The sequence below is a fragment of the Microcoleus sp. A6-C6 genome, from assembly GCF_036705955.1.
Classification (GTDB): Bacteria; Cyanobacteriota; Cyanobacteriia; order Cyanobacteriales; family Microcoleaceae; genus Microcoleus.
Window position 1 is genome coordinate 38,313 of sequence record NZ_JAUBVR010000031.1, and the last position, 17,609, is coordinate 55,921.

Here is a 17,609-nt window from a genome sequence, read left to right on the forward strand (position 1 = left end):
CGATATGGATAGGTGTTTAAATTTATATAATTAGACAGCCTAATTATAGTATCACAAATTGATCTCGATAGTACGAAAACGACATAAAAATTAATACTTGGTGCGCTCAAACTCGATCGACATCTGGAAAAACTGAAGCCTTCTGGGTTTTGCTAGCGGGCGGATGGCGCTGGGCGATGTGATGTCGGAGAAATATGCGGTTTCTGGGCTTTTCCAGTCTTACTAAAACCATCGCTGTGATTCGCCATCCGAGAAGAGTTATCGCACCAATAGTAGCGGGAAACGCGCAACTGGCTGTTTTTTTTTGAGGAACAGATGAAAGAGGCTGATGACAGATTCCTAAGGGAAGAGAAAGAGTTCGCAAGTGATGCGATAATTTCTCTGGATATCGCCCAGATGAGATTTTTGTAGTTATTGGTTTTTGACTTTACTAATTACCAGAAAGAATTGGTTTAAAGTCGGAACCCTTGTAGGGAGAAATTAAAATCAGACGATTCCTTACTCCACTCCTCTTCCTTCCAGGTAGAAGTCGCTGTCAACTGTCAACTGTCAACTAATTCTGTGCTTTCTTTTCTCGAAGTTTCAACAAAACTTCTGCATGAACTTCGCGGGTAATCGGATAGAAATATGTGAGAATCATGCCGCAAATTAAAGCAATTGTGGGCAGCGGCCCGATCGCAACTCGAATCGCAAACAGCGCAGAATTAGGCTGTACGGGCGCAGCCTGTCCCTGAATTGTGGCGAGAAATCCAGCTTGTTCTAATGCTTGGCCTACAAACCACAAGCCGATCGCCAAACCAATTTTTTGCAGCAACACCATAAATGAATAGAACACGCCTTCGCGTCTTTCGCCTGTTTGGAGTTCGTCGAGTTCAATCACATCCGGTATCATCGACCAAGGTATGAGATAAGCAGTAGAAACTCCCACACCGGCCATAACTGCTAACAGGTACATCTGGACTACTTGTCCTGGTTGCAGGAAAAACAGTCCGGCTTGGGCGATAATCCACAAACTCATGCCCATAAAATAAACGGCTTTTTTGCCATATCGCTCGCTGACTCTACTCCAAACAAATAACATGGCGAGTGCAGTGCCTTGAACGGCGATCGCGGTTTGAGTAAAAGTTGCTGGCGGCAGTCCCATCCAGTTGATGACAAAATATGGCAAAATCGAAGCAGTTAATTGCACTCCCAACCAAGAACAGAGGTAAATTCCAATTACGTACAAAAAAGGACGATTGTTAAAAGCAATCCGCAACTGTTCTCCTATCGGCAAGGAAGTTGAATAGTCGTCTACGGGATTTTCTGCTAATTGAGATAAGACGTGTTTGCGGGTTCCCAAAAAGCACCAGTACAAAGGCAATACTGAAATCACTGCACAGAGTGCGCCTAATATTAAGTATTTTTGGGTATCATCTTTAACTATTGCAAAGATAATTTGCGCTATGATTAGTGACAAAATGCTGCCACCGATCGAGAAAGTAAACCGGAAACTATTAAGGCTAGTACGTTCGTTGTAGTCTTGGGTTAATTCTGGGGTGAGGGCGGTGTAAGGCAGGTTGACGGCGGTGTAGGCTGTATTAAACAAAATGCCGATCGCCACATAGTACCAAAATAGTATCGTGGGGTCTTTGCTGGGCACAATCCACTGCAAAAAGAAGAAGATGCCGAAAGGAATTGCGCCGTAAACCATCCAAGGATAGCGGCGGCCCCAGCGATGAGATGTGCGATCGCTCAAAACCCCGACAATCGGGTCATTGATGGCATCCCAAACCTTACCGATTAGCAAAATGTTGCTAGCAGTCCCCGCAGCCAAACCGGCTACGTTAGTAAAGAAAAACAGCAGGAAAAATACCAGAACATTCGCCGTAATTGCGGGGCCGAGGTCTCCTGCACCGTAAGCTAATTTTGTGGAGAAGCTGAGTTTTTTGGTTTCGGGGTTATTGGCCGCTGGTTCAGGCGGGGAAGTGTTGCTCATAAACTTTTGTTTCGGGATTTTTGGGCAGGCGCAGTCTTTCCAGTAGGAGTATAACTCATGCTATGGCTTAATCACCTGTTGCAGCATTTGGATTTAATTTTTCAGGGCGCTGCTCAGAGCAACGGTCCACTCATGGTTTCAAGAAATAGAATTGTTAAAATTAGATGCGGGCGGGCTTACTAAGTTGTTTTTAGCGATCGGTCTGAGCATGAATACTTGGTAATTCCGAAGTCATAAAGTGTTCTATGTTTCAATTATTGTATGTCAAAAAGCAATCAAACTATTGTGGGCAGTTGCTCCGACAGCGCCCCGAATATTCAAGTTAAATGCGTAACATCTTACTCCAAAAACAATTTTGTTTTGAGATCATTTTTGGGTTTTTACAAGTTTTGCTGGATAATGTCGCAACACTCAGCAACGGTTGCTCTTTCTTCCATTGCTGTGACTAAAGCTTCGTAAGCTGGCTTATGACTTTCGATGAGGTTTTTTGCTCGCAGCGAACCCCAGTTTTGTTTGAGTTGAATTTCGGAATTGGGACGGCGGAGTTGTGTTAAAATGGCGCTGATTTTGGTGCGATCTTCTGCGCCGCCTAGTGCACTGCCATAAACAAAGTTTTCTGCGACTATTCCGGCCATCCACACGGTACAATATTGGTCTAAAAGTTGGGATGAAAGATTGCCGCTTTGTAGTTGAGATGCTAATTGTTTGTCTTCAAATCGGACGCCACCTTGGGCGGTTTGACCTTGTTTGAAGGCTTCCCAAGCGTTGAGGGCGTAGCTGGTTACGGGAATTCCTAACAGGTGCGCGACTAGGAAATGTCCGGCTTCGTGATGGAGGATGCGATCGCGCTTTTGCTTGGAACTTCCCCCCAGCCAATCTACTAATATTGTACCGCCTTGACCTTGCCACTGGAAACTGTCGAGGGTGGCTAGCCCCAATAGGCAAAAAGTGGCGATCGCAGGTACGGCCTCTGGTAAGTTGAATAGGGGGCCCAATATAATCGAAACGGTGATGGCGAAGATAGAAATCGCGATAATATTCAAAGAAGTGTCTTTCATATTTGATAATTGGTAATGGGCAATTGGTAATTTGGAATTGGTAGGTAGGTCGGTACAAATAAACATTAGATGGGGCGATGGGGAGGGCGGATTTTGCCTTGTTTTTCTCGCTTGTATAGGAGTGATTTTTAGATGGGGAGGGCGGGTTTTGCCTTGTTCTTCTCGCTTGTATAGGAGTGATTTTTAGCTAAACCCGCCCCTTGTATCTTGAAAGAGACAGGTAAGAGAACCACAGACCGCAGGCAAGAGAACCGCAAACACGGTTGTGAGATAACCGTAGAGCGCAGGCAAGAGAACCGGAACGGGAGTAAACATAAAGAAACAATTAAAGTTTCTTACTTAAGGTACAGGTGAGAGTAAAAAGTGTTGTGATCGGATATCAGAAATTGGTGAAGTTAGCCCGCCCCTTAGACTATCACAAGTCTGTTGCGTAGATAAGCTCCCATTACTGATGACAGGCGCACATAAAAAAACACAGGCGGTATCTACTAACTAATGACTAATGACTAATTTTGCGTTCAGTAACTAAAGTCAAACTGACCCATTCACCTTTGTCATTATAACTGCGAATCATCCGAAATCGCAAGTCAGGTTCTACCAACCAACCGGCCTCAAAAAATATAGGTTTTCTGAGTTCAATTTTGACAGGTAAAGTGCAAGAACCGCCGTCAGGAAGTAGCAAAACTTGCACGGGCGAAGCACTTTCCTTAAAATTAATCACAGAGCCGTCAATGCTGCCACTAGAACTGATAACATTAGCATTACTGCCAAAAGTGATTTTCTGCACGAGGCGATCGCCATTTTGCAAATCCAATTGTAGTTTGGTAGAATAACGATCGGGAGAACGCCAGTCTGGATACATCATCACGGCCTCGCCCTCCCATTCTCCCAGCAAATCACCAACAGTTAAAGGCGGACGTTCGGGGACATTTTTATCGAGCTGTTTTTCGCGAATTAAGGTAAGTTGTGAGAAATTGCCGTCGGTATTGTAGATCATAAGGAAGCGCAACCGGCGATTATTGTAGATAAAACCAAACTCGGCACCGCACTCAGAAAAAGGCGCTAGTTGAATAGTACCCTGAGAAAAAAATCCATTCTCAAAAAATAGGATATCTCGTCCCAAAGTTTGATATTCTCGAAAAAGTTCGCTGACTTGGGGTTCGCCGACACCGCTAGGATTTGGGGAGAAACGCCGCAGTTTTAATCGTACAGTTTTGTTCTCGTTGAGTCCTTCGATAGAAATAATACTTGGAGTATCTTGCATTACCTCTCCCCGCACTGATAGCTGAGTGAAGGAACCGTGCCATTCTCCTAAGTTTTGCAAAAAGTTTTCCCACTGCGCTACCATATTCTTACCTTTGGATTTATGTCTAAAAATAGAATTATAACTCTACTGACGGATTTTGGATTAAGTGATGTTTATGTGGGAGTGATGAAAGGTACGATCGCCCAAATTAACCCGCAGTTAAAAGTCATTGACATTACGCACCAAATACCCTCGCAAAATATTGCGGCGGCGAGGTTTTGTTTGATGGCTGCTTTTGCTTATTTTCCAGCGGAAACCGTACACATTGCGGTTGTTGATCCGGGTGTGGGTAGCAACAGACGCGCAGTTGCAATTAAATGTGCTAATTGCTTCCTTGTCGGGCCTGATAACGGGTTGTTTAGCGGGGTGTTGAGTCGGGAAAGTGCGTTAGCGAAGCCCTCGAAGAGGATCGCCGCTGTGGAGTTGACGAATTCGCAATATTGGCGTATACCCGAACCCAGCAGCACCTTTCATGGTCGCGATATTTTCGCAGCAGTGGGCGCTCATTTGGCGAATGAAGTGCCGCTGGAAGAGTTGGGAAGGGCGGTAAGCCCTGCGAGTTTAGTGCAGCTACAGATACCAAATTGCGCCGTTACAGCCACAGGTGCGACTGGTTGCGTTCAATATGTCGATCGCTTCGGCAATTTAATTACTAATATCCCGAATAATTGCATTGTATCTAACAATTGGTCAGTGATAATTAGCAATAGTTGCGATCCAATTCGCATTCCCAGCGGTAAAACTTACAGCGATAGCAATCCCGGTGATTTAATTGCGATAATTGGTTCTGACGGTTGGCTAGAAATTGCCGTTAATGGCGGTAGCGCTCAATCCGTTTTGCAGCTACAATTTGGAGATATGGTAGAAGTAATTTACAGAGATTACGTGTAATCTGCATTTATAGTCGTGGAGGCAGAAACCGGGTTTTTTACAAAAATATTGCATCATAGCTTTTAATATCGGTGAAAAACCCGGTTTCTTTGGTCTTGATTCGTAAGTCTAGATTTCAGATCGGTTCTAAAAACACCTTATTCATTTAATTCTATATTGCTTTGCAAAATTAACAATAGTTTGGCGGTATTCGCTGCTGTTAAAAAAAGTATCTCCATTATTGTGCTTAGCCTTCGCAACGAGCAAAATTTGCTTGGGTTCACCAGAAGCAGCATACAACTTTTTACTCATCGCAGCGGGAATCAAAGTGTCAGCGCTTCCGTGGGCGAACAAAACCGGAATTTTGATCGATTTAACTTTATTCAAAGAATCAAATTTTTGCGTCAGCAGCAGCCTCGCTGGAAATAGTCGCATTATACTGTAGCTTTCTACCATATTCAGCATGGAAGTGAACGAACTTTGAACGATTAAGCCCGCAGCTTCAGAATGTGCTACTGCTAATTCTACAGCAACAGCACCTCCCAGTGAATGGCCGTACAAAAATATTTCGCTGGGCGACAATTGCCGCTGTTTGACTAAATAATTATAAGCTGTTTCCGCATCTTCATACACCCGATTTTCGCTGGGAAAACTGCCTTGACTGCGCCCGTAACCCCGGTAATCTATCAGCAATACGGAAAAACCCAATTGCCGAAAGCGGTAAGATTGATTGATATTCGCGCCGATGTTAAAGCCCTTGCCGTGCAGGTACAATAGGGTTCCTAGTGGCTGTGGATTGGCTGCTGGCAGCCACCAACCGTGAATTTTATCTGTTTTTTCTGTTTTGGGCGATCGATCGCCAACTGGCAACCAAACCTCTTCGTAGGGGATGTTGAAAGCATCAGGTGTTTTGGCGATCGCAGATGTGGGACTAAAGATGAGACGAGTTTGCAGAATAAATAATAGTATGCAGCAGGTGATATAGGCGATCGTCAAAAATTTCACTAAAGACGATAGCCATCTCAAAAAACGCGGTTTTCTAATTTTTAGCTGACTCATTATTTTGCCGCCTACTTCGTAACTCCAAGTATCAGAAACCCGGTTAACTCCCAACAAACCGGGTTTCTGATCTTTATCCAGATACCACGAAATTAACCAACTTTCCAGGAACCACAATCACCTTTTTAATCTCCTTACCTTCAAGATGACGCTTCGCCAAATCCGACTCGCGGGCGTAATTTTCCAAAGCAGCTTTATCAGCACCAGAAGGCACTTGAATCGTGCCGCGCGTTTTGCCCATAACTTGAATTACCAGGGTAATTTCATCAGTAATTAAAGCAGATAAATCTGCAATCGGCCAAGTTTGCAGGTGAACCGATTCGCTGTTACCAATTATGTGCCATAGTTCATCAGCAATGTGCGGCGAAAAAGGCGCTAACAGCAAAATTAAAGTGTTAATTCCCTCTGCATAAACTGGCGAATCTTTACATTTAGCATCAGCCAGCGCATTGTTCAATTTCATCATTTCCGAAACAGCGGTATTGAACTGATACTCACCCTCCAAATCTTCTCGCACTTCCTTAATTGCCGTGTGAATCGCCCGCCGCAAATCTTTCTCAGCTTTACTCAACACATCTTTCTCCCCCCCTTGGTAAGGGGGGGCTGCGGGGGGTGAAGCAAACTCTGTTACCACGCGCCAAACGCGATTTAAAAACCTAAATTGCCCTTCAACATCAGCGTCATCCCACTCCAAATCTTTCTCAGGTGGCGCTTTGAATAAAATAAACATCCGCGCCGTATCAACCCCATATTTCCCCATAACTTCCAAGGGGTCAACACCGTTGTATTTAGATTTAGACATCTTCTCATAGAAGACTTCCAAAGCTTCGCCAGTTTGCGGATCTTTAGGATTTTCCTGGTCTACATCTGATGCAGCAACGTATTTGCCAGTCACAGGATTTTTGTAGGCTTTTGCTTGCACCATGCCTTGAGTTAATAGGCGTTTAAATGGTTCATCGCAATTGATTAAACCCCGATCGCGCAAAACCTTCGTAAAGAACCGCGAATACAGCAAATGCAGGATTGCGTGCTCGATCCCGCCGACATATTGGTCTACCGGCATCCAATCATTCGTCTTCGCAGAATCAAAGACTTGATCGGGATTTTGAGCATCAGGATAACGCAAAAAATACCACGATGAATCCATAAAAGTATCCATCGTATCCGTTTCCCGCTGCGCCGGAGTGCCGCAACTTGGACAAGGAACGTTTACCCATTCTGGCATCTTTCCCAAGGGCGAACCTTTACCAGTAAATTGTACATTTTCCGGCAACAATACGGGTAAATCCGATTGTGGAACGGGGACTGTGCCGCATTTGGGACAGTGAATTACCGGAATCGGAGCGCCCCAATAACGCTGGCGAGAAATTAGCCAATCTCTCAAGCGATATTGCACTCGCGCTTTGCCACAACCTGAATTTTCGGCAGATTTAATTATTGCTGCTTTGCCTTTAATTGAATCCATGCCGTTGAAGCTTTCGGAATTAATCATAATTCCTGGTTCGGTGTAAGCTTCCGTCAGCGGAACTTCATCATCATCCACAATTACTACTTTAATTGGCAGTTGATATTGATTAGCAAATTTGAAATCTCGCGTGTCGTGGGCGGGTACTCCCATAACTGCGCCGGTGCCATATTCGTACAGCACGTAATCGGCAATCCAAATTGGGATTTCTTCATCGTTGAAAGGGTTGATTGCTTTGCCGCCTGTGGGGATGCCACGCTTCGGTTTGTCATCGGCTGTGCGATCCATTTCGCTTTGCAATGCAACTTCTTTGATGAAGGTATCAACAGCGGCTTTTTGGTCTGCCGTGGTCACGAGCTGAGTTAACGGATGTTCCGGTGCTAAAACAACGTAACTCACGCCATAAATTGTATCGGGACGGGTGGTAAAAACGGCGATTTTTTCATCCATGCCGACAATGGGAAATTCTAAGTAAGCGCCGACTGATTTGCCAATCCAATTGGCTTGCATTAATTTGACTCTTTCGGGCCAATCTGGCAATTTGTCTAAGTCGTTTAATAACTGTTCGGCGTAATCGGTAATTTTGAGGAACCATTGCCGCAATAATTTGCGCTCGACTTTGGCACCGGAACGCCAAGAACGACCCTCGTTGTCTACTTGTTCGTTTGCTAAGACGGTTTGGTCGATCGGATCCCAGTTAACTGCGGCTTCTTTCTGATATGCTAATCCTGCTTCTAGAAATTGCAAGAACAGCCACTGTGTCCACTTATAATAATCGGGAGAACAGGTTGTAACTTCTTTTGTCCAGTCGAAAGAAATACCTAGGCGACGAAATAAGCCTTTCATCTGGGCAATATTTTCATACGTCCATTTTGCGGGGGGAATTCCGCGCTCGATAGCAGCATTTTCTGCCGGCAAACCAAAAGCGTCCCATCCCATCGGATTGAGTACGCGATAGCCTTGCATCCGCTTGAGTCTGGCAATTACATCGATGATTGTGTAGTTGCGGACGTGGCCCATGTGCAGGCTTCCCGACGGGTAGGGGAACATGGATAAGGCATAAAATTTAGGCTTTTCGGTATCTTCTGGCATTTGGTCTAAGTTTTGCTCAGCCCATATCTGCTGCCATTTTTCTTCTATGGATTGGGGGTTGTATTTGGAGTCCACAGCAATTGCTCCGTGCAGAGTTTAGTAATGTTTGCTTCAGTATTTTTGCACATTCATGGGGCCACGATTAGGATTCTTTTGCACCCCCAAGGATTTTGGCTCAAATATCTGTATTATATATTGTAGTATATGCGATTTTCGTTGGGGGCGATCGACCAAATCTCTCCGTTTGTCCTGAAAAAAGTAAATAACTGCAATCTGTAGCAACCCGATTTCTTTAAAAAACCGGGTTTCTACTCGTTGTTTGGGCTTAGATACTATCTGGATCAATGTTCAATTCGCGCAGTTTGGCGGCTAAACGTTCGGCACGCTGCGAGGCTGCTTTGGCACGCTCTCGCTCTAGTAGTCGCTCTGCATTTATTTCGGAAGGGGAAAGAAACTTTTCTCCATCAGGTTTATAAATTTCTAACCCTGATTCTGGCAGCTCAAACCGCACTCCTAGTCTCGGACTTATCCATCCCTCCATCGGTTCAATTGGTTCTAAGCTTCCTTCAATTCTTTGCCAACCTTCCAACTCATTTATTTCGGGGTCGTAAAGGTAATATTCCTCAACTCCATAGCGATTGTAAAATGAAAGTTTTTTGTGCATTTTTGTGTTGCTGTCGTTGTGGGATCGAATCTCAAAGACGACTTGAGGAGCAATATTGTCTTCGCGAGATTGTATGTAGGAACTTCGATCGCCTTTTGGTCTGCCCAATATTACCATCGTATCTGGTGCTTGAGAAATGTCATTTCTTCTCTCAACCGGATACCAGAGTAAATCGGCTGCTACAAACACGTTGGGGTTATCTTGAAATAGCGACTCGCAACCTTCTTTGATGGTGACAATTAATTTGTATTGAATTGTACTTTCGGCCATTGGTTCACCGTCGCTGGATGGATAAATGATTTCTTCGGTTGTGACTTGCATTGTGGTTGTGTCCGAGAAGTATTTATGCTTGATTATACTATTTTTTGAAGTAGGCATATCGGGTGAGGACGCGGCAGTGCTATTTGCCTGACAAGAATATTCACAATAGCGAACAGCGGCGCTTTAAAGCTGCTTGCAAAAGAGTGTTGTACTGTTTTTGGTTGACAGTATATGCTCCGAATCTTTCCAAGTGGGGATTGTTCATTTGAGCGTCAAAAAGTAGATAAGATCGATCGCGCAATCTCTCCACCAACTTCACCATCGCCACCTTAGAACCTTCGGGAATGCGGTAAAACATGGATTCCCCGATAAATGCGCCACCTATAGACAATCCCAAAATACCACCCGCCAATTCGTCGCCGCACCAAGTCTCGAAGCTGTGAGCCCAACCAGCCTCATACAAACCCCAGTAAATCTGCTTGAGCTCCTTAGAAATCCACGTCGTTTCTCGATCGGCACAACCCTCAACCACCGCCCCAAAATCGCGGTTCACAGCCACCGAAAACCGATTTTGATTCAAGGCCCGACGGAGCGAGCGCGGATAGGTAAATCTCTCATCCAGCGGTATCAGCGCCCGCTGCCGGCTCGAATACCACCCCAAACTCTCCTCGCCATCATTCGCCATCAAGAAGTAGCCTTGCGCGTATCCCTGTATAATTGACGGTATATCATATTGCATATATTTATCAGTTGTCCTTTGTTCACTAACCTTTCAAAGTCAACATTAGCAATTAGGAATAATTATGTCTGAAACCATCAAACCTATTACCTTACCGCCCGCCCAAAACCCCGAACAGGAAAGCCAATGGCTGCAAGAAACACTCCTCGCATGGCTAGACTCTGAGTTTATCCCAGAAGCCGCCAACCAGCAAATAGCTAAAAGAGCCGCCCAAATCTACCTCCGCCAGCGTATGGAAGGCGAAAACGATGTGGGCAGCCTCGTAATTGCGATCGTCACCGAAATGCAGGCTTATGATTTTTCTAAAAGCTTTTACGGCGAATTTGCGATCGCCAATGCCGTCAGTGACTTATTACTCGAAAGTCTCGGCATCGATAAATGCTGCGGCCAATGAAGTAAGAAAGAGGAAGAAGGAAGAAGGAAGAAGGAAGAAGGAAGAAGGAAGAAGGAAGAAAGTCTGAAACAAAAATTGACCCTAAATATAATCTTGCCGATTATTCATAAGTTTTTCTTCATTCCTTCTTCTTTCTTCCCTCTCTCGCGACGATAACTAAACCCTTCTTTCTTCTATCCGTTAAATTCGTTACGAAATCCGTTGCCGAACTTCCTTCTTTTTACTACCAGCTAGACTTCACAACACCGGGCAAAAGACCTTCGTGAGCCATTTCTCGCATCATGTTGCGAGACAGCCCGAAATCGCGATAGTAACCTCTGGGGCGACCAGTTGCCCAGCAGCGGTTACGCAAGCGAGTGCGCGAACTGCCGCGGGGTAGCTGTTGCAGTTGGCGGTGAATGGCCATTTTGTCCATCTGATTCGCAGCTTGGTCAAACTGGTCTTTCAGGTCTTCGCGCTTGTCAGCGTACTTGTCTACGAGTCTTTGGCGCTTTTTCTCGCGCTCGACCATGCTCTTTTTAGCCATAATCTGTTTATATCCTTAGATAAATCACAATCTAGTATTTTACTATATTCTGGTCATTTGCGATCGCTTTTATTTTAATTATTTTTTTCTTAACAAGATTTTTAGCCACAGGGATCTTACCTATCTCTGAAAATAGTGCCACATCTAACTATTAGCAGAAGGACACAAATCTGCAAGTTCGCAAATATTGCAAATCGGCTTTCTCGCATTACAAACCGCCCTACCGTGATACACCAACCGAATCGACCAATTTTCCCAATCCGGCTGCGGCAACAATAGCATCAAATCCCGCTCGATCCGAATCGGATCGGCGTGTTCGGTCAATCCCAACCGCTGACTCAAACGCTTGACGTGAGTGTCTACAGTCACGCCCAGATGAAGACCAAAAGCGTGAGCGAGAACGACATTAGCCGTTTTGCGGGCAACTCCGGGCAATTCTAGCAGCAGTTCCATTTGCTGCGGCACTTGATTATTGAATTTATTGACGATCGCCCAACAAGCAGCTTTAATATTTTTAGACTTATTCCGGTAGAAACCAGTCGATCGCACAAGACGCTCCAATTCATCCAAATCAGCATTTGCCAAAGCCACCGCATCCGGGAAGCGCTCAAACAACGCCGGCGTTACCAGATTTACTCGCTCATCCGTACACTGAGCCGAGAGAATCGTCGCCACCATCAACTGCACGGGAGTTTCGTAGTTGAGAGTGCAAGGGGCTTCTGGATACAGGCGTTTGAGGCGAATCAAAATTTCGAGCGATTTTTGTTTTAAACTTAACTTTTTAGTCATTAGTCATCAGTCATTAGTCATCAGTCATTAGTCATCGATCGAACTTAATCTTAGTCATTTACAACTGATTGGGGTCAATTCCCATGTCTCGGAGCCGAGCTTCTAAAGCCTGCGATCGCGATCGTTCTTGTTCCAGCATAGTTTCTGCCTGTTGAGTGCGCTGCCGTTCTTGTTCCGCTCTTGATTCTGCTTGTTCGGCTCTTTGCTGTTCTTGTTCGGCTCTTTGCTGTTCTTGTTCGGCTCTTGATTCTGCTTGTTCTCGAAGTTGAGCGAGCTCCACAAAACTCACAAACGGTGTTCCATCAGGCCTGAATATTTCCAGTTCAGTTTCTGATACTTGAAACCGCACTCCCATTCTTGGACTTACCCAGCCGTTGACTTGTTCGATTGGTTCTAATCGTTCCTCTCGGCGCTGCCATATAGTTAAATCTACATTTGCCGGATCGTAAAGATAATATTCTTCTATGCCGTACTGTTCGTAAAATCTCAGTTTTTGCAGCATCGGAGTCAGGCGATTTCCCCGCGACCAAATTTCAAACGCGACTTGTGGCGGAATGTTATCTTCATGCCATTGTTGGTAAGAGCCTCGATAACCTTTCGGTCTTCCAAAGGCTACCATCACATCTGGCGCTTGAGCAATTTTGTTGTTTCCTTCTACTGGATACCACAGTAAGTTTCCCGCTACAAAAACATCGGCCATGCTGGCAAATAACAGTTCTAAATTTTCTTTGATCCACACGATCAATCTAAACTGTTCAGTATTATCTGACATTGGTTCTCCGTTATCATCTGGGTAGATAACTTTTGATTTTTCGGGAGATTGCAGTTGTGTAACCATTGCTGTTTCTCCTATTTTACTGGTTGATTTATATTACTCATCAGCCATCAGTGATTTCATTCAGTTGACAGTTGACCGTTGACAGCGAACTCTACTTAGAAGGAACAGGATTGGAGTAATGAATCGTCTGATTTTAATTTCTCCGTAAAAAGGAGAGGCTTTAAACCAATCCTTTCTGATCATGACTAATGGCTGCTGACTAATCACTAATGATAACTATCAACTATCAACTGCCAACTGCCAACTGTCAACTATCAACTGGCAACTGCCAACTGTCAACTGTCAACTGTCAACTGACTACTGTCAACTGACTACTGCTGCCGGAGAGTTCGCACCAAATCAAAGCCAGCCAAATTAGCAGTATCGCGAACAATCAAGAAAATTCCCAAACCCAACAACAGCACCAAACCAGTCTGCATCACATTTTCCTGAATGCGGTTCGGCAGAGGCTTACCACGCAGTGCTTCTATTAACAAAAAAGCTAGTTGACCGCCATCCAAAGCAGGTAAAGGCAAGATATTAATCACAGCCAAATTGATGCTAATTAACACGGCAAACTGAAACAAATTCGCTGCATCCGATCGCGCAATCCCTGCACCAATGGCTACAATTGCCACGGGCCCGGACAGCTTTTCGGCAGTCTGGCTGAAATTGCTAACTAACTGCCCGAAACCTTGAAACGTCAGCACTACAATCCGCTCAAATTCAGTCGCCGCCTTGCTAAATGCTTCTACAATTCCCGCCCGCTGCCGCACGACAGTACCGTTAGAAGTTAGCTGCACGCCAATCTTACCTTTACCGTCAGGTGACAATTCAGGAGTAACTGTGACCACAAATTTCTGTTCTGCGCGCTGAATTTCCAACGCCAGGGCTTTGTTGGGATTATTTTGGATTGCTGCGACTAAAGATTTGATTGCTTCGCCGGAAGCGCCCAATTCCTTGCCATCAACGGACAGAACAATGTCGCCCGATCGAATTCCCGCTTGTTTCGCCGCCGAACTAACTTCCGCCGCCACTTCCGGGACTTTAACACCCGGTAGGTAGTTCAGGGATGCTGCACCGACGGTAGTCAATTGCACCACCAGCAGGAAATAAGCAAAAACTAAGTTGGCAATTACCCCTGCACTAATCACGATCGCCCGATCGAACACAGGGCGATTTCGCAACAAATTCGGGTCATTTGGAGGAATAGCGCTGTCTGGATCGTCATCCGGGAAACCCACGAAACCTCCCAGGGGAAAGGCGCGGATGGCGTATTCTGTTTCCGGGCCTTGATACTTCCAGAGGATGGGGCCGAAACCGATGGAGAAGCGGTTGACGTGAATGTGTTGCAGTCTCGCCGCCAAGAAGTGGCCGAGTTCGTGAACGACAATCAAGATACCTAAAACTGCGATCGCTGCCAAAACTGACATGAAGGATTCCACTAACGCTTTTACTTGACTTTGACTTATTTTAATCTGTTTTCAATATCGATGGCTGGCGATCAACAATTTTCAGTCAAACTGGAAGATGATGTTTTTTTGGGAAGTCCCGGCGTGGCGATCGACCGGACACTACCAAGCGATCGCGCGATCGTACTCGTAGGGCGGTTTTAGCGCGAAATCCTCGCATCCGGCACGCAATCTCCGAACAAAACCCACCCCGCTTTACGACAAACGAAAGTTGATCTAGCAGCGAATTTTATTCGTCGGACTTTGTTTCCTGGGTTTGCGATTGAATCACCGCACTCCAATCATCATTGTTAACTGCGGCTTCTAGATGTTGGTGTCGTTCGCCGTCAATTTTAGCGGCTGTTTCTAACTCTTTAGTAAGAGTAGAATCTGCCATTGCTTTGCGCAATTTTAGCTTCTTTTCCTCATAAGCTTGTTGCTCCGTGGCCGACATTGCCGATCGCGCTGCTTGACCTACCGTACTCGCCCACATCTCGCTGTCTACATCGTTTCCCGGCGGAATAGTGCCGAGTTCTGCTATCCAAGCATCCCGCAAACTCTCCATTTCTTCCCGCTTGGGGAATTTGAAAGTTTGCACGCGCAAAAAAGCACAATTTTCCTCGCCGTTTTGGGCGATGTGACCATTGATTGAAAGCAGGATATTTCGCGAATAACCTACATATTGAGTGTTACCGGAAGCGTCGATTACAGCGTAAACACCGGCGACTTTGGCGTTAGTTGCTAGAGCGCGCCACGTATCGATCGACATTACTTGCGTACCGTCATTTTCTACTTCCGAAATAGCCGTCGATGCGCTATGTTCTGAGTCGGAACTGTATAAAAAATTGTGCAGTCCTTCATGGGCGATAGGTACGTTTTGATGTTCAATTGCTACGTCTCCATCGGTATTCACTTGATTGACTTCCATAAAACTCATTTCCTCACAAAGGGGTAACTTAACTAATTAAATCTCTGGTATTATAAGCTCTTCTGCATTCAAATTGTATATCAAAAATTAATAAATTTTGTGGGGGGGTGGGCTTCAAGCCCGCCCCAAATATGCAATTTAAATGCCCAACAGCTTACGTATTTAACTTGCTGCAATTTGTTGCAATTCTTCGTCAGTCAATTTAACTTCGATCGCCCCCACGGAGTCTTCAATGCTGGATAGTTTTGTCGCGCCGGGAATCGGAACGACGCAGGGGGATTTTGCCATCAACCAGGCTAATACTATACAGTAAACTGAAACGTTTTTTTCTGCGGCTAATTTGGCGATCGCGGGCATATCTTGCAAGCTGGTGGCGCGACGGCTTCCCCCCAAAGGACTCCAGGGGAAAAATGTCAGTTTTTCGGCTTCGCAATATTCCAGTACGCCGTCGGATTCCGGCTGTCTGTGCCACGGATTGTACTGATTCTGCACCGAGACAATTTCTACTGTGTCGCGGGCGCGTTTGATCTGCTCTACAGAGAAGTTGGAAACTCCGATAAATCGAATCATTCCTGCTTCTACTGCTTCTTTTGCGGGTGTTAGGGCTGCTTCGATTGTATAGGCTGGATCGGGCGAGTGGTACTGCCAAAGGTCGATCGGCTTTTGACCGCCCAAAGCTTCAAAACTTTCGCGAATTGTCTTACGCAAATGGTGGGGATTGCCGTTGCGCGTCCAGGCGCCTTGAGGGCGCATTAAGCCGCCTTTCGTGGCGACAGTAACCGCCCGAATATCTCCGGTGTACTCTTGCAAAGCTTTGGCAATCAAGTGCTCGTTGTGGTGTTTGTCGGATTGATCTTCGCAATAGGAATCTGCGGTGTCAATCAGGGTGACACCCAAATCGAGGGCGCGGTGAATTACCGCAATTGCTTGCGATTCCGGCGGCTTGCCGCTTAAGGACATTGGCATACATCCAAGACCGATCGGACTGATATTGAAATTACTGTTGCCCAGTTTTTTTGTTTTCATTCGTTTGCCCTCGTTTGCGTGGTTGATTGAGAGTTGAGATTTCAATATAAGGATATGTTGAAATTTTACTTTATTTTGAAGTATACAAGTAGATAAAAAAATATTTTGTATAGATTTGTGGAGGCGGATTTAGCCAGAATTTTTACCAACAGGCTGTCTATTGATGCAAAACCTGCTTGTAGGTCAGTTTATTTACACTTAACTAACTGGAAGCGCTGGTGTAAAAGCGGAGTGCAAATTGCCAGAAGTAGCGAGAGAAAAATAAAAGCCCGATCGCCAATATGCCCGCCCCTGCGATCCAAACGATTTCACCTCTACCCAGCATGGCTTCTGCCGGCACAGTCGTCAAGAAGGCAACGGGAACTACAAAAGTGAAGAAAAATCGATAAGCTGCGGGATAAGCTGCCATCGGAAACCTACCCGCTTCTAACAATCCTCTCAGGACTTCGGTCACGTTGTAAATCTTCACAAACCAAATGCTCGTTGCACCTAACATAAACCAGATACTGTAAAGAGTAATAGTGCCAAATAACAGCGGGATTGCTGTTAAAAAATAGTTGCCGATTTGTACTCCCAACTTGTTAGCAGCATACAGCAGCAATAGCGCGCCGAAAATTAGATCTGGGATTCCCCAAGGCGAAACTGTGTTTGCAGATAGCCAGAATTGGGAACTGATGGGTTTGAGGAGTACGAAATCGAGAGTACCTTGCTGGACTCGATCGACAATACGGTTGAGGTTAGGCGCGAGAAAGGTTGACGAAAACCCCTGCAAAATCGTAAAAATGCCGAGTACAACCAAAGCTTCCTCCCACGAATAGCCTGAAAAGCTGTAGCCAGTACGATAGAACAGCGACAGCCCGAACCAACTACCAGCCAGGTTTCCGAGGCTGCTCAGGGTCGCGAGGACAAAGTTGATGCGGTATTCGAGTTCCGCTGCGATCGCCGCACCCCAAAACAATTTCAGTACCTGCAAATATCGTCCCATATTTATCGCCATTTTTTGCTCTTCAAATACTTAAATTCTCTCCTATTGTAAAGCTGGTGTGAAGCCAACTTTTGTACGAGCTGCTTATTTGACGATAACTTTAAGTTATTAATACAATATACTTAAGTATTATTACATAGAAAAATATTAAGTTAATTTAACAAATTTTAACTAAAGTTACATTTTTGGGGCTGAACTCAG

General features: G+C 45.3%; 18 protein-coding genes. 3 read left to right on the top strand and 15 right to left on the bottom strand.

Going from position 1 to position 17,609, the window contains the following annotated elements:
- Positions 1-106: 106 nt before the first annotated feature.
- From QUB52_RS14560 to QUB52_RS14575, 4 genes are all read right to left on the bottom strand, one after another.
- Positions 107-232: a hypothetical protein gene (locus QUB52_RS14560; RefSeq protein WP_265235889.1), complete on the bottom strand. Its 126-nt coding sequence runs from the start codon at positions 230-232 to the stop codon at positions 107-109.
- Between the two features lie 321 nt (positions 233-553).
- Positions 554-1,978, bottom strand: coding sequence for an MFS transporter (locus QUB52_RS14565; protein ID WP_332972855.1), 1,425 nt, complete (start codon positions 1,976-1,978; stop codon positions 554-556).
- Positions 1,979-2,358: 380 nt separating this feature from the next.
- Positions 2,359-3,036 (bottom strand): ATP-dependent Zn protease, encoded by a 678-nt coding sequence (locus tag QUB52_RS14570; protein WP_265235894.1) that lies wholly within the window; start codon positions 3,034-3,036, stop codon positions 2,359-2,361.
- A 499-nt stretch (positions 3,037-3,535) separates the two neighbouring features.
- Positions 3,536-4,384 (bottom strand): DUF3598 family protein, encoded by an 849-nt coding sequence (locus QUB52_RS14575; RefSeq protein ID WP_332972854.1) that lies wholly within the window; start codon positions 4,382-4,384, stop codon positions 3,536-3,538.
- Between the two features lie 18 nt (positions 4,385-4,402).
- Here QUB52_RS14575 and QUB52_RS14580 point away from each other — a divergent pair, with 18 nt between their 5' ends.
- Positions 4,403-5,233 (top strand): SAM hydrolase/SAM-dependent halogenase family protein, encoded by an 831-nt coding sequence (locus tag QUB52_RS14580; protein WP_332972853.1) that lies wholly within the window; start codon positions 4,403-4,405, stop codon positions 5,231-5,233.
- Positions 5,234-5,374: 141 nt separating this feature from the next.
- Here QUB52_RS14580 and QUB52_RS14585 read toward each other — a convergent pair whose 3' ends face one another.
- The 4 genes from QUB52_RS14585 to aat all read right to left on the bottom strand — a co-directional run bounded on the left by QUB52_RS14585 (position 5,375) and on the right by aat (position 10,492).
- The gene (locus tag QUB52_RS14585) at positions 5,375-6,388 is read right to left on the bottom strand and encodes an alpha/beta hydrolase (RefSeq protein WP_332976205.1); all 1,014 of its coding nucleotides are present in this window, start codon (positions 6,386-6,388) and stop codon (positions 5,375-5,377) included.
- Positions 6,345-8,903: a leucine--tRNA ligase gene (leuS, locus tag QUB52_RS14590; protein WP_332972851.1), complete on the bottom strand. Its 2,559-nt coding sequence runs from the start codon at positions 8,901-8,903 to the stop codon at positions 6,345-6,347. Before leuS ends, QUB52_RS14585 begins: the two co-directional genes overlap by 44 nt.
- A 250-nt stretch (positions 8,904-9,153) precedes the next feature.
- On the bottom strand, positions 9,154-9,813 hold the full coding sequence (locus QUB52_RS14595; protein ID WP_265235904.1) for a Uma2 family endonuclease: 660 nt from the start codon (positions 9,811-9,813) through the stop codon (positions 9,154-9,156).
- A gap of 100 nt (positions 9,814-9,913) precedes the next feature.
- Complete coding sequence (gene aat / locus QUB52_RS14600; RefSeq protein ID WP_332972850.1) at positions 9,914-10,492, bottom strand: leucyl/phenylalanyl-tRNA--protein transferase; 579 nt, start codon at positions 10,490-10,492, stop codon at positions 9,914-9,916.
- A gap of 64 nt (positions 10,493-10,556) precedes the next feature.
- On the opposite strand from aat, the gene QUB52_RS14605 reads away from it, so the two are divergent.
- Positions 10,557-10,886, top strand: coding sequence for a hypothetical protein (locus QUB52_RS14605; RefSeq protein WP_265235908.1), 330 nt, complete (start codon positions 10,557-10,559; stop codon positions 10,884-10,886).
- A gap of 223 nt (positions 10,887-11,109) precedes the next feature.
- On the opposite strand, the gene rpsN is transcribed toward QUB52_RS14605, so the two are convergent.
- The 4 genes from rpsN to rseP form a co-directional block, all read right to left on the bottom strand.
- A complete protein-coding gene (gene rpsN, locus QUB52_RS14610; protein ID WP_265235916.1) occupies positions 11,110-11,412 on the bottom strand; it encodes a 30S ribosomal protein S14 in 303 nt (100 codons plus the stop codon).
- Between the two features lie 144 nt (positions 11,413-11,556).
- Positions 11,557-12,201, bottom strand: coding sequence for an endonuclease III (gene nth, locus QUB52_RS14615; protein ID WP_265235918.1), 645 nt, complete (start codon positions 12,199-12,201; stop codon positions 11,557-11,559).
- A 58-nt stretch (positions 12,202-12,259) separates the two neighbouring features.
- Complete coding sequence (locus QUB52_RS14620; protein ID WP_265235920.1) at positions 12,260-13,039, bottom strand: Uma2 family endonuclease; 780 nt, start codon at positions 13,037-13,039, stop codon at positions 12,260-12,262.
- Positions 13,040-13,350: 311 nt separating this feature from the next.
- Positions 13,351-14,451, bottom strand: coding sequence for an RIP metalloprotease RseP (gene rseP / locus QUB52_RS14625; RefSeq protein WP_265235922.1), 1,101 nt, complete (start codon positions 14,449-14,451; stop codon positions 13,351-13,353).
- A gap of 60 nt (positions 14,452-14,511) precedes the next feature.
- Here rseP and QUB52_RS14630 point away from each other — a divergent pair, with 60 nt between their 5' ends.
- Positions 14,512-14,634 (top strand): hypothetical protein, encoded by a 123-nt coding sequence (locus tag QUB52_RS14630; RefSeq protein ID WP_265235924.1) that lies wholly within the window; start codon positions 14,512-14,514, stop codon positions 14,632-14,634.
- 85 nt (positions 14,635-14,719) lie between these two features.
- Here QUB52_RS14630 and QUB52_RS14635 read toward each other — a convergent pair whose 3' ends face one another.
- The 3 genes from QUB52_RS14635 to QUB52_RS14645 form a co-directional block, all read right to left on the bottom strand.
- Positions 14,720-15,397: a GIY-YIG nuclease family protein gene (locus QUB52_RS14635; RefSeq protein ID WP_265235926.1), complete on the bottom strand. Its 678-nt coding sequence runs from the start codon at positions 15,395-15,397 to the stop codon at positions 14,720-14,722.
- A gap of 162 nt (positions 15,398-15,559) precedes the next feature.
- Positions 15,560-16,423: an aldo/keto reductase gene (locus QUB52_RS14640; RefSeq protein WP_265235928.1), complete on the bottom strand. Its 864-nt coding sequence runs from the start codon at positions 16,421-16,423 to the stop codon at positions 15,560-15,562.
- Between the two features lie 202 nt (positions 16,424-16,625).
- Positions 16,626-17,420, bottom strand: coding sequence for an ABC transporter permease (locus tag QUB52_RS14645; protein ID WP_442923173.1), 795 nt, complete (start codon positions 17,418-17,420; stop codon positions 16,626-16,628).
- Positions 17,421-17,609: the final 189 nt, after the last annotated feature.

Coding starts and splice junctions, on each gene's coding strand:
- QUB52_RS14560 (WP_265235889.1), bottom strand. CDS start 232: ATGGTTTTAGTAAGACTGGAAAAGCCCAGAAACCGCATATTTCTCCGA.
- QUB52_RS14565 (WP_332972855.1), bottom strand. CDS start 1,978: ATGAGCAACACTTCCCCGCCTGAACCAGCGGCCAATAACCCCGAAACC.
- QUB52_RS14570 (WP_265235894.1), bottom strand. CDS start 3,036: ATGAAAGACACTTCTTTGAATATTATCGCGATTTCTATCTTCGCCATC.
- QUB52_RS14575 (WP_332972854.1), bottom strand. CDS start 4,384: ATGGTAGCGCAGTGGGAAAACTTTTTGCAAAACTTAGGAGAATGGCAC.
- QUB52_RS14580 (WP_332972853.1), top strand. CDS start 4,403: ATGTCTAAAAATAGAATTATAACTCTACTGACGGATTTTGGATTAAGT.
- QUB52_RS14595 (WP_265235904.1), bottom strand. CDS start 9,813: ATGCAAGTCACAACCGAAGAAATCATTTATCCATCCAGCGACGGTGAA.
- aat (WP_332972850.1), bottom strand. CDS start 10,492: ATGCAATATGATATACCGTCAATTATACAGGGATACGCGCAAGGCTAC.
- QUB52_RS14605 (WP_265235908.1), top strand. CDS start 10,557: ATGTCTGAAACCATCAAACCTATTACCTTACCGCCCGCCCAAAACCCC.
- rpsN (WP_265235916.1), bottom strand. CDS start 11,412: ATGGCTAAAAAGAGCATGGTCGAGCGCGAGAAAAAGCGCCAAAGACTC.
- nth (WP_265235918.1), bottom strand. CDS start 12,201: ATGACTAAAAAGTTAAGTTTAAAACAAAAATCGCTCGAAATTTTGATT.
- QUB52_RS14620 (WP_265235920.1), bottom strand. CDS start 13,039: ATGGTTACACAACTGCAATCTCCCGAAAAATCAAAAGTTATCTACCCA.
- rseP (WP_265235922.1), bottom strand. CDS start 14,451: ATGTCAGTTTTGGCAGCGATCGCAGTTTTAGGTATCTTGATTGTCGTT.
- QUB52_RS14630 (WP_265235924.1), top strand. CDS start 14,512: ATGGCTGGCGATCAACAATTTTCAGTCAAACTGGAAGATGATGTTTTT.
- QUB52_RS14635 (WP_265235926.1), bottom strand. CDS start 15,397: ATGGAAGTCAATCAAGTGAATACCGATGGAGACGTAGCAATTGAACAT.
- QUB52_RS14640 (WP_265235928.1), bottom strand. CDS start 16,423: ATGAAAACAAAAAAACTGGGCAACAGTAATTTCAATATCAGTCCGATC.
- QUB52_RS14645 (WP_442923173.1), bottom strand. CDS start 17,420: ATGGCGATAAATATGGGACGATATTTGCAGGTACTGAAATTGTTTTGG.